The 12037-nt window shown below is 70.5% G+C and carries 11 protein-coding genes and 1 pseudogene; 5 read left to right on the top strand and 7 right to left on the bottom strand.

All coding sequences use genetic code 11. The features are described 5' to 3' along the window. Positions 1–16: 16 nt before the first annotated feature. From plsY to BMX97_RS06660, 4 genes are all read right to left on the bottom strand, one after another. Positions 17–616 carry a glycerol-3-phosphate 1-O-acyltransferase PlsY gene (plsY, locus tag BMX97_RS06675; protein ID WP_091747099.1) on the bottom strand — a complete coding sequence of 200 codons (600 nt, stop codon included), beginning with the start codon at positions 614–616 and terminating at the stop codon, positions 17–19. Continuing rightward, positions 613–1908 carry a dihydroorotase gene (locus BMX97_RS06670; RefSeq protein WP_091747096.1) on the bottom strand — a complete coding sequence of 432 codons (1296 nt, stop codon included), beginning with the start codon at positions 1906–1908 and terminating at the stop codon, positions 613–615. Before BMX97_RS06670 ends, plsY begins: the two co-directional genes overlap by 4 nt. Continuing rightward, positions 1905–2312: an endonuclease domain-containing protein gene (locus BMX97_RS06665; RefSeq protein WP_091747094.1), complete on the bottom strand. Its 408-nt coding sequence runs from the start codon at positions 2310–2312 to the stop codon at positions 1905–1907. The genes BMX97_RS06670 and BMX97_RS06665 overlap by 4 nt, the downstream gene beginning before the upstream one ends. Before the next feature lie 239 nt (positions 2313–2551). Beyond that, positions 2552–3499 (bottom strand): aspartate carbamoyltransferase catalytic subunit, encoded by a 948-nt coding sequence (locus tag BMX97_RS06660; RefSeq protein WP_091747091.1) that lies wholly within the window; start codon positions 3497–3499, stop codon positions 2552–2554. A 189-nt stretch (positions 3500–3688) separates the two neighbouring features. On the opposite strand from BMX97_RS06660, the gene topA reads away from it, so the two are divergent. Then, positions 3689–6529, top strand: a complete 2841-nt coding sequence (gene topA, locus BMX97_RS06655) for a type I DNA topoisomerase (RefSeq protein ID WP_091747088.1) — start codon at positions 3689–3691, stop codon at positions 6527–6529. A 562-nt stretch (positions 6530–7091) separates the two neighbouring features. On the opposite strand, the gene BMX97_RS06650 is transcribed toward topA, so the two are convergent. Further along, positions 7092–7466, bottom strand: a complete 375-nt coding sequence (locus BMX97_RS06650) for a hypothetical protein (protein WP_091747086.1) — start codon at positions 7464–7466, stop codon at positions 7092–7094. A 245-nt stretch (positions 7467–7711) separates the two neighbouring features. On the opposite strand from BMX97_RS06650, the gene BMX97_RS06645 reads away from it, so the two are divergent. Continuing rightward, the gene (locus tag BMX97_RS06645; protein ID WP_091747084.1) at positions 7712–7945 is read left to right on the top strand and encodes a DUF6894 family protein; all 234 of its coding nucleotides are present in this window, start codon (positions 7712–7714) and stop codon (positions 7943–7945) included. Positions 7946–8036: 91 nt separating this feature from the next. On the opposite strand, the gene BMX97_RS06640 is transcribed toward BMX97_RS06645, so the two are convergent. Further along, entirely contained in the window at positions 8037–8507 is a 471-nt protein-coding gene (locus tag BMX97_RS06640) for an MgtC/SapB family protein (RefSeq protein ID WP_091747081.1), read from the bottom strand. 289 nt (positions 8508–8796) lie between these two features. Between BMX97_RS06640 and BMX97_RS06635 the strand changes: the two genes are divergently transcribed. The 3 genes from BMX97_RS06635 to BMX97_RS06625 all read left to right on the top strand — a co-directional run bounded on the left by BMX97_RS06635 (position 8797) and on the right by BMX97_RS06625 (position 11344). Continuing rightward, positions 8797–9246, top strand: coding sequence for a helix-turn-helix domain-containing protein (locus tag BMX97_RS06635; RefSeq protein ID WP_091747078.1), 450 nt, complete (start codon positions 8797–8799; stop codon positions 9244–9246). Positions 9247–9344: 98 nt separating this feature from the next. Then, complete coding sequence (metK, locus tag BMX97_RS06630) at positions 9345–10523, top strand: methionine adenosyltransferase (RefSeq protein WP_091747076.1); 1179 nt, start codon at positions 9345–9347, stop codon at positions 10521–10523. Positions 10524–10642: 119 nt separating this feature from the next. After that, positions 10643–11344 (top strand): tRNA (guanine(46)-N(7))-methyltransferase TrmB, encoded by a 702-nt coding sequence (locus tag BMX97_RS06625; protein ID WP_091747073.1) that lies wholly within the window; start codon positions 10643–10645, stop codon positions 11342–11344. A 543-nt stretch (positions 11345–11887) separates the two neighbouring features. Here the strand turns inward: BMX97_RS06625 and BMX97_RS31950 are convergent. After that, positions 11888–12037: pseudogene (locus BMX97_RS31950) on the bottom strand (IS66 family transposase); the annotation flags it as partial.

Genomic DNA, 12037 nt, shown 5'->3' with positions numbered 1-12037 from the left:
GGTCGGTGTCAGACCTTCAGCCCTTCTGGCCGATGCGCCCCTCCGTGCCTGCGGCGAGGCGGCGGATATTGGGCGCGTGCTTCCACCATAGCAGCAGGGCGAGCACGCAGAACAGCACCGCGAGGCGCCCTTGCCCGAACGCCCACAGGGCGAGCGGTGTGGCGGCCGAGGCGGCGAGCGCCGAAGCCGAGGAGTAGCGCAGCAGGAAGGCGAGGCCGAGCCAGACCACGGCGAAGACCAGGACCCCGAGGGGATACAGCCCGAGCAGCACGCCGATGAAGGTGGCCACGCCCTTGCCGCCCTTGAAGCCGAGCCAGACCGGGAAGAGATGGCCGAGGAACGCGCCGAGCCCGGCGGCGAGCGCCGCGTCCGGTCCGCCGAGGCGCGCGGCGAGGAGCACCGCGGCGGTGCCCTTGAGCGCGTCGCCGACGAGCGTCGCGGCCGCCAGCCCCTTGCGGCCGGTGCGCAGCACGTTGGTGGCGCCGATATTGCCCGAGCCGATCGCCCGCACGTCGCCGAGGCCGGCCAGGCGCGTCAGGATCAGCCCGAAGGGAATCGCGCCGAACAGGTAGCCGACGGCGAGCCAGAGGGCGATCTGGGTCCAGTCCGGCGTCATCGGCCCGCCTCCTCGCCGCGATGGACGATGCGGCCGGCCACCATGGTCAGCGCGGCCTGGCCCTGCAGCCGCGCCTCGTCGAAGGGCGAGTTCTTCGAGCGCGACTTCAGCCGGCGCTTGTCGAGCACGTAGGGCGCGTCCGGATCGACCAGCACGAGGTCGGCGGGGGCGCCGGGCGCGAGGCGCCCGGTCTCGCGGCCGAGCACCCGCGAGGGCGCGGCCGAGAGGGCGGCGAGGAGGCGGGGCAGCGAGACGTCGCCGGCATGGACCAGGCGGAGGGCGGCGGCGAGCAGCGTCTCGATGCCGAGCGCCCCGTCGGCGGCCTCGGCGAAGGGCAGGCGCTTGGTCTCGACATCCTGCGGGTTGTGATCGGAGACGATCACGTCGATCACGCCCTCGTTCAACGCCGCCACCACCGCCTGCCTGTCCTGCTCGGTCCGCAGCGGCGGCGAGAGCTTGCAGAAGGTGCGGTAGTGGCCGATGTCGTTCTCGTTCAGCACCAGGTTGTTGACCGAGACGCCGCAGGTGACCGGAAGTCCCGCCTCCTTGGCGCGTCGCACGATCTCGACCGAATCGGCGCAGGAGATCATCGCGGCGTGGTAGCGCCCCCCGGTGAGGCGCACGAGGCGGATGTCACGCTCGAGCAGGATCGTCTCGGCCTCCCGCGGAATGCCGTGGAGCCCGAGCCGCGAGGCCATCTCGCCTTCGTTCATCACCCCGTCGCCGACGAGCGTGGGCTCCTCGACGTGCTGCATCAGCAGCACGCCGAAATCGCGGGCGTAGGTCAGCGCGCGACGCATCACCTGGGCGTTGGTGACCGCCTTGAGCCCGTCCGTGAAGGCGACGGCACCGGCCTCGGTCAGGAGCCCGAACTCGGTCATCACCTGGCCGGCGAGGCCCTTGGTGATGGCGGCGGCGGGCAGCACGTGGATGCTGGCGGTGTCGCGGGCCCGCCGCAGCACGAAGTCGACGATCGCCGGCTCGTCGATCGGCGGGTTGGTGTCGGGCATGCAGACCAGGGTGGTGACGCCGCCCGCGGCGGCCGCCGCGCTGGCGCTCGCCAGGGTCTCGCGGTGCTCGGCCCCCGGCTCGCCCACGAAGGCGCGCAGATCGACGAGGCCGGCTGTCAGCACCTGCCCGCCGCACTCGATCACGTCCGCGCCCTCGGGCACGGATGCGGGTTTGCCCCAGTGGACGTCGGCGATGCGATCGTCGCGGACGAGGACCGCGCCGGGGCCTTCGCGGCCGGTCGCGGGGTCGATCAGGTGGGCGTTGGTGAGGAGTGTGGTCATGGATCAAGCCGCTCGGAGTGCGGGGCCGTAGTGGAGCGTCGCTCGACTACGGCGAGTATGGTGTCGAGCGCGAGTTGGGGATTGCCGAGGAAGGCGTCGTTCGTGAACCGCATGATCTCGAAAGATTGGCGGCGGAGCCAGGCATCCCGGTCGGCGTCTCGCTTGCGGCGCTCGGCCGTCTCGTGCGGCTCCCCGTCGAGTTCGACGATCAGGCGGGCGGAAGGGCAGAGAAAATCGACGATGTACGGGGTGATGGGGACCTGCCGCTTGAACTTGTGGCCGGAGAGGCGGCCGGCGCGGACTTGGCTCCAGAACAGGGCTTCGTCGCGTGTGGAAAGGGAGCGCTGATCCTTGGCAAAGTCCCCGAGCCGGCCGGGGACGGGATTTCGCTTCTCTTGCTCCACCCACTCCTCCTCTTAAAGCTCGCCGCTCAACCCCTCCCCCCTCTGCGGGGGAGGGTGCCCCAACGAAGTGGTGCGGGAGAGGGGACGCCGCTTCCGGAGACGTCGCGACCGTGGTGACGGGCGCTCACTGGATCAGCGTCGCGCTGCCCCTCTCCCGGCCTGCTCCGCAGGCCACCCTCCCCCGCAGAGGGGGGAGGATTCAGGTCGTGGCGCCCTTCCCTAAGGTTACGCCCAACCCCTCACGCGTTCGGCAGATGCGTCGCCAGCGCTTCCAGCACCGCCATCCGCACCGCGACCCCCATCTCGACCTGTTCCTTGATCAGCGACTGCGCGCCGTCGGCGACCTCGGAGGAGATCTCGACGCCGCGGTTCATCGGGCCGGGATGCATCACCAGGGCGTCGGGCTTGGCGTGGCTCAGCTTGTCGCCGTCGAGGCCGAAATAGCGGAAGTATTCCTTCACGGAAGGCACGAAGGAGCCGTTCATCCGTTCGCGCTGGAGCCGCAGCATCATGACGATGTCGACGCCGTCGAGCCCCTTGCGCATGTCGGTGAAGACCTCGACGCCGAAGCGGGGCAGGCCCGGCGGCAGCAGGGTCGAGGGGCCGATCACCCGCACCCGGGCGCCGAGCGCCATGAGCAGGATGATGTTCGAGCGCGCCACCCGCGAATGCAGGACGTCGCCGCAGATGGCCACCGTCAGCCCCTCGATCCGGCCCTTGTTGCGGCGGATGGTCAGCGCGTCGAGGAGCGCCTGGGTCGGGTGCTCGTGGGCGCCGTCGCCGGCATTCACCACCGAACAATCGACCTTGCGGGCCAAGAGATGCACCGCGCCGGCCTGGTGGTGGCGCACCACGATGATGTCGGGGCGCATCGCGTTCAGGGTCGCGGCGGTGTCGATCAGGGTCTCGCCCTTCTTCACCGACGAGGAGGCGACCGACATGTTCATCACGTCGGCGCCGAGGCGCTTGCCGGCCAGCTCGAACGAGGACTGGGTCCGCGTCGAGGGCTCGAAGAACAGGTTGATCTGGGTGCGCCCGCGCAGGGTCGTGCGCTTCTTCTCGACCTGGCGGCTGATCTCGACGGCCTCGTCGGCACGGTCGAGAAGCGCCGCGATGTCGAGGGGCGAGAGGCCCTCGATGCCGAGGAGGTGGCGGTGCGGGAAGCCGGGGGGTGCCTGGGTGCTCATCCTGGGACCAGGGCTATAGGAGCGGCGCAGGCCCGCGGCAAGGATCGCCTGCGGACCATCGCCGGTATTTGACAACCGCTCCTTCATCACCCACTTGTCCGCTTCGCCGCGCGACACCCCGCGCCGGCCGCCCCGCACAAGTTGAAGCCCGATCTGCCGCGGTGTGCTCTTCGAAGAGGCAGCCCGTCCATGAAAGTCGTCGTCGTCGAGTCGCCGGCCAAAGCCAAGACGATCAACAAGTACCTCGGCAGCGACTACGAGGTGCTGGCCTCGTTCGGGCATATCCGGGACCTTCCGGCGAAAGACGGCTCGGTCGATCCCGAGCAGGACTTCCATATGCTGTGGGAGCTCGAGGATCGCGGGGCGAAACGGGTCGCCGAGATCGCGAAGGCCGTGAAGGGCGCCGACAAGCTGATCCTGGCGACCGACCCGGATCGCGAGGGCGAGGCGATCTCCTGGCACGTGCTCGAGGCGCTGCACGCTAAGAAGGTGCTCAAGGACGTGCCCGTCGAGCGCGTCACCTTCAACGCCATCACCAAGGATGCGGTCGCGACCGCGATGGCCCAGCCGCGGGCGATCGACCAGGCCCTCGTCGACGCCTACCTGGCGCGCCGCGCCCTCGACTACCTCGTCGGCTTCAACCTCTCGCCGGTGCTCTGGCGCAAGCTGCCGGGCGCCCGCTCGGCGGGGCGCGTGCAATCGGTGGCGCTCCGCCTCGTCTGCGACCGCGAGCGCGAGATCGAGACCTTCAAGCCGCGCGAATACTGGTCGATCGTCGCCACGCTCAAGACCGAGAGCGGCGCGGTGTTCGAGGCCCGGCTGGTGGGTGCCGACGGCAAGCGGATCCAGCGCCTCGACGTCGGCAATGCGGAGGAGGCCGAGGCCTTCCGGCGCGACCTGGAGCTCGCCACCTTCACGGTCGCCTCGGTCGAGGCCAAGCCCGCCAAGCGCCACCCGCAGCCGCCCTTCACCACCTCGACGCTGCAGCAGGAGGCCTCGCGCAAGCTCGGGCTGGCGCCGGCCCAGACCATGCGGGTGGCCCAGAGGCTCTACGAGGGCATCGAGATCGGCGGCGAGACCGTCGGCCTCATCACCTACATGCGGACCGACGGCGTCGACATGGCGCCGGAGGCGGTGGCCCAGGCCCGCCAGGTGATCGGCGCCGAGTACGGCGACGCCTACGTGCCGGGTGCGCCGCGCAAGTACAGCGTGAAGGCGAAGAACGCGCAGGAAGCCCACGAGGCGGTGCGCCCGACCGACCTCGCCCGGCTGCCGAAGGAGGTCGCGCGCTTCCTCGAGCCCGAGCAGGCCAAGCTCTATGAGCTGATCTGGATCCGCACGGTGGCGAGCCAGATGGAATCGGCCGAGTTGGAGCGCACCACCGTCGAGATCGCCGCCCAGGTCGGCCCGCGCCGCATCGAGTTGCGCGCCACTGGCCAGGTGGTGAAGTTCGACGGCTTCCTCACCCTTTACCAGGAGGGCAAGGACGACGAGGAGGACGAGGAATCCTGCCGCCTGCCGCCGATGAAGGCCGGCGACAACCTCGCCCGCGAGCGCATCGCCGCGACCCAGCACTTCACCGAGCCGCCGCCGCGCTACTCCGAGGCGAGCCTGGTCAAGCGGATGGAGGAGCTCGGCATCGGCCGGCCCTCGACCTATGCCGCCGTGCTGCAGGTGCTGCGCGACCGCGAATACGTCAAGATCGACAAGAAGCGCCTGGTGCCGGAGGACAAGGGCCGGATCGTCACCGGCTTCCTCGAGAGCTTCTTCCGGCGCTACGTCGAGTACGACTTCACCGCCGATCTCGAATCGCAGCTCGACCGGGTCTCCAATGCCGAGATCGACTGGCGGGCGGTGCTGCGCGACTTCTGGCGCGACTTCTCCGCGGCGATCGCCGGCACCAAGGAGCTGCGCACCACGGAAGTGCTGGAGGCGCTGAACGGGCTCCTCGCCGAGCACATCTTCCCGGCCAAGGCCGACGGCGGCAATCCCCGCGCCTGCCCGAACTGCGCCAGCGGCCAGCTCTCGCTCAAGCTCGGCAAGTTCGGCGCCTTCGTCGGCTGCTCGAACTACCCGGAGTGCAAGTACACCCGCCAGCTCAACGCCACCGGCCTCGACGGAGACGGCGAAGGGGCGGGCGAGGGAGGCCAGCCCGGCGTGCGGGTGCTCGGCGACGATCCCGAGACCGGCCTGCCCGTGACCCTGCGCGACGGCCGCTTCGGTCCGTTCCTGCAGCTCGGCGAGGCTTCCGCCGAGAAGGGGGCGGAGAAGCCCAAGCGCTCCTCGTTGCCCAAGGGGCTCGCCCCGTCGGCGGTCGACCTCGAGAAGGCGCTGAAGCTCCTGTCGCTGCCGCGCGAGGTGGCTCGCCACCCGGAGACCGGCGAGCCGATCCTGGCCAATATCGGCCGCTATGGCCCTTACGTGCAGCACGGCAAGACCTACGCCAATCTCGGCAAGGACGACGACGTGCTGGAGGTCGGCGCCAACCGCGCCATCGACCTGATCGTCCAGAAGGAGCAGGGCGGCGGCCGCCCGGCGCAGGATCCCGGCCGCCTGATCGGCACCACGCCCGACACCGGCAAGCCGGTCACCGTCAAGGCCGGCCGCTACGGCGCTTACGTCACCGACGGCGAGATCAACGCCACGCTGCCCAAGGGTGCCGATGCCGAGGCCGTGACCCTCGACGAGGCGTTGCGCCTGATCGCGGCCCGGCGCGAGGCCGGCGGTGGGACGAAGAAGAAGGCGGGCGCCCGCAAGGCGCCGGCCAAGAGCACGGCCAAGACCGCGACCAAGACCGCGACCAAGACCGCCGGCAAGGCGACCGCGAAGAGCGCCAAGGCCGCGGCGAAGGACACGGCCGCGGAGGACGGCGAGGTGGAGCCCAAGCCCGCCGCGCGGAAGGCGGCCGCCAAGGCGACCGGCACCGAGGACGCGGGCGATACGGCAAAGGCCGTCAAGAAAGCGCCGGCCAAGAAGCCCGCGACCGGCAAGCCTGCGACCAAGGCGGCCAAGAGCGCCGCCGGGGAATAGGCCCTCCGGGACGCGTGGCGCGACGCCGGGAACCGCCCCGCTCGCGCCACGTTCTCTCCTCGAAGGCGGGTTCCCCATTCGCCGAAGACGGTCCGCCCGCCGAGGTCCTATCCCTCCGGCGGGCGTGCTTTTTTGCGGCCGGGCCGGCTGCCCGGGTGCCGTGCGGCGGGTCCCGTTCGCCGGTGCCCCGCCGCTCGGACGAGTGGTGCCGTCCCCCGAGATTCACAGGATGATCCGTGGTCCGACGCCGCAGGCGATTTCGGCTTGAGCGTGATGCGGAGTCCTCACTCCTGCCTTGATTGCGGCGCCTCCTGCCCCTCGACCAGGCCGCGGATTCGACCCGGCCCCAAGCCACCCCAGCGAGGCAGCAGCGTGCGTTTCATCGGCATCTTCGGGGCGCTCCTCTCGGTGGCCCTCGTCCTCACGGTCGGCGCCTTGTGCACCCTTGTCGCGGCACCGTTCCGCGCCGCCCTGGCGTTCCGCCGCGCCTGACACGGGTGGCCGACCCCGGCGACGCTCCGCCGCCGGGATCTTTGAACACTCCGCCGGGACCGATCCGCCGTCAGGCGGCGGCCCTGGCGAGCCAGATCGCGGCCGACAGCCCGACCCCCGCGACCCCGATGAACCCGACATAGAGCGCGAGCGTCGGGTCGGCGCGGTCGTGCGCGTAGCCCGGCTTGCGCGGCGACAGCCGCCAGCGCTCCTTGATCTCGGCGAGGCGGGCGCGGGCGATGTCCTTCGGCGACAGCGCGTTGCCGCCCGCCTCCTCGCAGGTGCCGAGCATCGCCATGCCGGGGTCGAACACCTCGACCTTGTCGCCGCTGCGGCCGGAATCGATGTCGCCCTTCAGCATCGCCGTGTTCGGCTTGTCGGCGTCGATCGGGGCCGGGGGGTCGGCGCGCTGCGCCGACAGGTGGGGCGGGATGTCGTAGGCCATGATCCTGTCTCTCTCGTCGTTGGGGCGAGGCCGGCCGGTCCGGCGCCTCGCGGCGTTCCGAGGGATTACGTTCGGCGCGGTGCGAAGTTCGCGGGCATGCAAGCCGTCGCGGCGTCGCGGGCCTGCGACGGCCGACCCGGAGGCGCGGCCGGGGCGCCGACGCTCGCTCGACCATGACCTGCGGGGGAACCTTTCGCGTTGCGATCAGTAGTAGACGCTGTTTAGATCTTGCGAAGGTTGACGCAATGCCGCTCGTCTACGTCGATACGTTCGATGGTGTCGCCACCTTCGACGACGTGGGAGTTGAGCTTGCGGACACGAGTGCGATCCGCGACTACGTTCGGTCCGCCCTGGTCGAGATGCTCGCGGCTGAGCCGTGTGGGGACGATGGTTTTCGGTGCCACGCCAACGTCCGCGACGCCTCGGGCCGGCAGGTCTTGGCGGCCTCCCTGGTGCTGACCCTCACCGTACCGGCCTGACCCCCGACCGGGCATTGGCCGGCTGGGCATTCACCTGGCCGGCTCCGCTTGCCGCTCACCCCGTGGGAGGGCCGTCGCGTCCGGCGCGCCGCTACCGGGGGACCGGGTCGCTCCCGGGCCGATCGTGCCTGGCGCGACGGCGCCGGTCGATCGCCCGGTCGATCACACCGCCGACGAACAGCGTCAGCAGCAGGAACACGGTGCCGAGCGCGAGCGGCAGGAAGGCGCCGAGCCCGCACAGGATGCCGAGGGCCGCCGTCACCCAGATCGCCGCGGCGGTGGTCAGCCCGTGGACCCGGTCGCCCTCGCCCTTCACGATCACGCCGGCGCCGAGGAACCCGATTCCCGTGATGGTGCCCTGGATCGCCCGGCTCGCATTGGCGTCGGTGCCGTCGCCGGAAAAACCCGACCCGGCCATGGTCACGAGGGCCGCACCGAGGGCGACGAGCCCGAGCGTGCGCACGCCGACGGGCTTCGAATGCATCTCGCGGTTCACGCCGACCAGGCCGCCGGCCAGGATCGCGGCGCCCAAGCGCAGGCAGATGTCGGCGGGGTCCATCATCGCCCGCGACCGCGCGGGCCCGGGGCCGCCTCGGCGGTTGCGGGAGGCGTCGGGAGCGAGGGCATGTCGTGAGTGCGGCGCGGCATCCCCCGCACCTTCCGTCGGGACGGGTTAAGGCCGGGTGTCGGCATGATCGCCCAGTCCGGTTCACCCACCGTCATCCGCTAAGACGGATGAACCGTTCGGCCAAAGCGCGGGCATTTACCCGATGGCAATGGTCGGGAATCAACAATCCGGCGTCGCCTTTCATGCCGCGCCGCGACGCGCGGGCCGACCTGCGAGCCGCCAGATGGCCGGGAAACCCGCGGATCTCCGCGACGTCCATATCGGCAGCCTCATCGAGGAGAGGCGCCTGCGCGCCGGCCTGAGCCGCGAGGCCCTGGCCACTCCCCTCGACGTCTCGCTGTCGCAGCTCGGCAAATACCTGAAGGGCGCCAACCGCCTGAGCGCCACCGACCTCGACGTGGTGGCGCGGGTGCTCGGCGTTCCGGTCGGCTTCTTCTTCGAGGGGATGCCGGGCCGCGATCAGCTCTCCCCCGGGCTCAGCGACCGACCGCAGGCCCGGCTGGAGGCCCAGGCGGGATGGACCGACTTCGCCCAGGCCGTGGCCCGCGCCGCCGACACCCATCTCGACGAGGAGCGGCGCCAGTCCCTCGGCAGCCTGGTGCGGGCGATCGACCACGCGCTGTCCGGGCAACATCCGTTCGATAAACCGGACGCCTTCGGTCCATCGGATTGACGTTCGGCATTCCGGCTGCCAGAACCTCGCGGATCGATGTGTCGGGCAGGGTCGGTCGGTGCGCCGCGCTCGACGGGACCTTGAGGGCTTCGCATCCTATGCCGCGTTCCAACTACCTGTTCACCAGCGAGTCGGTCTCCGAGGGCCACCCGGACAAGGTCTGCGACCGCATCTCCGACACCGTCGTCGACGCCTACCTGGCGGTGATGCCGGAGGCCCGCCTCGGCGTCGAGACCCTGGCGACCACCAACCGGATCGTCATCGCCGGCGAGGTGCGCGGCCCCGATTCCGTGACCTTCAAGGACCTGGAGGAACTGACCCGCGCGGCCGTGAAGGACATCGGCTACGAGCAGGACGGCTTCCACTGGAAGAACAACGACGTCGCCATCTACCTGCATGCCCAGTCGGCCGACATCGCCCAGGGCGTCGACGCCGCCGGCAACAAGGACGAGGGCGCGGGCGACCAGGGCATCATGTTCGGCTACGCGTCCGACGAGACGCCCGCCCTGATGCCGGCGCCGATCTACTACGCCCACAAGATCCTCAAGGACCTCGCCGACGCCCGCAGGGCGAAGTCGGGCGACGCCGCCAAGCTCGGACCCGACGCCAAGAGCCAGGTCACCTTGCGCTACGTCGACGGCCGCCCGGTCGAGGCGACCCAGATCGTGCTCTCGACTCAGCACCTCGACGAGTCGCTCGACTCGGCCGCCGTGCGCGCCATCGTCGAGCCCTACATCCGCGCCGCGCTGCCGGAGAACTGGGTCACCGACGGCACGGTGTGGCACGTCAACCCGACCGGCAAGTTCGTGATCGGCGGTCCCGACGGCGATGCCGGCCTGACCGGCCGCAAGATCATCGTCGACACCTACGGTGGTGCCGCGCCGCACGGCGGCGGCGCCTTCTCGGGCAAGGACCCGACCAAGGTTGACCGCTCGGCGGCCTATGCGGCGCGCTACCTCGCCAAGAACGTCGTCGCCGCCGGTCTCGCCCGCAAGGCCACGATCCAGCTCGCCTACGCCATCGGCGTCGCCAAGCCGCTGTCGATCTACGTCGACCTGCACGGCACCGGCGAGGTCGACGAGGCCAAGCTCGAGTCGGTCCTGGGCCAGCTCGTCGACCTGTCGCCCCGCGGCATCCGCACCCATCTCGGCCTCAACAAGCCGATCTACGCCCGCACCTCGGCCTACGGCCATTTCGGTCGCGAGCCCGAGGCCGACGGCGGCTTCTCGTGGGAGCGGACCGACCTCGTCGGCCAGCTCAAGAGCGCCCTGGCCTGATCCGGCGCCGCTCTCGTTCCGTGTTTGCCGCATTTTCTACGACGAACCGGTATCCACTTCGTCGGAAAATGCTTTAGGGGGCGTCGACACGCACGCCCCTTCCTCGGCATCGGGACATCATGGACGACCACGACACCGACGCGGGGCCCGAGCGGGCCCGCGCCTTCTACGGCCGGCGCAAGGGCAAGCGCCTGCGCCCGGGCCAGGAGGAGCGCCTCGCCGACCTCCTGCCACGCCTGCGCCTGCCCGAGGCCGGCCCCCTCGACCCCGCCGCCCTCTTTCCGCGGCCGGTCGCCGAGACCTGGCTCGAGATCGGCTTCGGCGGCGGCGAGCACCTCGCCGCCCAGGCCCGGCTCAATCCGGGCACCGGCATCATCGGCTGCGAGCCCTTCGTCAACGGTGTGGTGAAGCTTCTGCGCACCGTCGACGAGGAGGAGCTCGACACCGTCCGGTTCTGGGACCGCGACGCGATGGAATTGCTGCCGCGCCTGCCCGATGCCAGCATCGGACGCGTGTTTTTGCTCTACCCCGATCCCTGGCCGAAGCGCCGGCAGCGCAAGCGCCGCTTCGTCTCGGAGGAATCGCTGACCGAGATCGCCCGGGTGCTGAAGCCCGGCGGCGAGTTCCGCTTCGCCTCCGACATCGACGACTACGTCGGCTGGACCCTGGTGCGCGCCGCCGGCTGCGCCGCCCTGCGCTGGACCGCGACCCGCAGCGCCGACTGGACCACCCCTTGGCCGGAATGGCCCGGCACCCGCTACGAGGCCAAGACCACCGCCGAGGGGCGCCGGCCGACCTACCTGACCTTCGTGCGGGTGTGAGCGGCTCCGGCCGGGCCCCGTCGCGGCGCACCGGCCGATGCCAGGATCGCGGCATGACCACGGTCGGCTTCGACACCCTCGGATCGGCGAAGGTGCAGCGCGAGCGCGTGCACCTCTCCGCCGAACAGGCGGAGGGGCTGTCGTAGGTCTTCGCCGAGGCGGTCCAGGGCGGCCTGCCGACCTGCAGAGCCTCGAAGGCTCGGCACATGCCGAGTTCGCGACGATCCGCTCGGGAATGGCGGCGGTCCGGGTCGAGACCCGGAACGCGTTTGCGGCCGTCCGCTGCGAAATGAAAGCGGAGTTGGTGGCCGTCCGGTCGGACGTCGCGGCGTTCAAGTTCGAGACTCGGAACGATTTCGCACCCGTTTACTCCAAAATGAAGACCGGTTTCGCAGCCTTCCGTGCGGATATAATATTCTATTTTACCGATTGATATACTTTATCATACGAAAAACCTCATCCTGATGCGTAATTACCCACGGGGTTCGGCGCGGTGCACGAGCCGCCTGACCTTGTCGAGGACGAGGTGAACCCGGGAAGCGATCAGGCGCGGATGGTCTTGAGGAGGGTGGCGAAGGTGTCGGCGCCCGTGAGGCGCGCGGTGTCGACGACCGTGCGCACGTCCGCCTCGCCTGCGGCCGCCCACATGGCCCGATAGCCGTTCGTCACTTTCCGCTGCACCACCGCCGGGCG

The organism is Methylobacterium sp. ap11 (genome assembly GCF_900110515.1).
Classification (GTDB): domain Bacteria; phylum Pseudomonadota; class Alphaproteobacteria; order Rhizobiales; family Beijerinckiaceae; genus Methylobacterium; species Methylobacterium ajmalii.
Note: the sequence above shows the minus strand (reverse complement) of the source record. Positions and strands in the feature narration are given on the sequence as shown.

What these genes read in the sequence shown, in the direction of transcription:
- topA (WP_091747088.1), top strand. Translation starts at nt 3,689, where the DNA reads ATGAAAGTCGTCGTCGTCGAGTCGCCGGCCAAAGCCAAGACGATCAAC.
- BMX97_RS06640 (WP_091747081.1), bottom strand. Translation starts at nt 8,507, where the DNA reads ATGATGGACCCCGCCGACATCTGCCTGCGCTTGGGCGCCGCGATCCTG.
- BMX97_RS06660 (WP_091747091.1), bottom strand. Translation starts at nt 3,499, where the DNA reads ATGAGCACCCAGGCACCCCCCGGCTTCCCGCACCGCCACCTCCTCGGC.
- BMX97_RS06650 (WP_091747086.1), bottom strand. Translation starts at nt 7,466, where the DNA reads ATGGCCTACGACATCCCGCCCCACCTGTCGGCGCAGCGCGCCGACCCC.
- BMX97_RS06625 (WP_091747073.1), top strand. Translation starts at nt 10,643, where the DNA reads ATGGACGACCACGACACCGACGCGGGGCCCGAGCGGGCCCGCGCCTTC.
- BMX97_RS06645 (WP_091747084.1), top strand. Translation starts at nt 7,712, where the DNA reads ATGCCGCTCGTCTACGTCGATACGTTCGATGGTGTCGCCACCTTCGAC.
- metK (WP_091747076.1), top strand. Translation starts at nt 9,345, where the DNA reads ATGCCGCGTTCCAACTACCTGTTCACCAGCGAGTCGGTCTCCGAGGGC.
- BMX97_RS06670 (WP_091747096.1), bottom strand. Translation starts at nt 1,908, where the DNA reads ATGACCACACTCCTCACCAACGCCCACCTGATCGACCCCGCGACCGGC.
- plsY (WP_091747099.1), bottom strand. Translation starts at nt 616, where the DNA reads ATGACGCCGGACTGGACCCAGATCGCCCTCTGGCTCGCCGTCGGCTAC.
- BMX97_RS06635 (WP_091747078.1), top strand. Translation starts at nt 8,797, where the DNA reads ATGGCCGGGAAACCCGCGGATCTCCGCGACGTCCATATCGGCAGCCTC.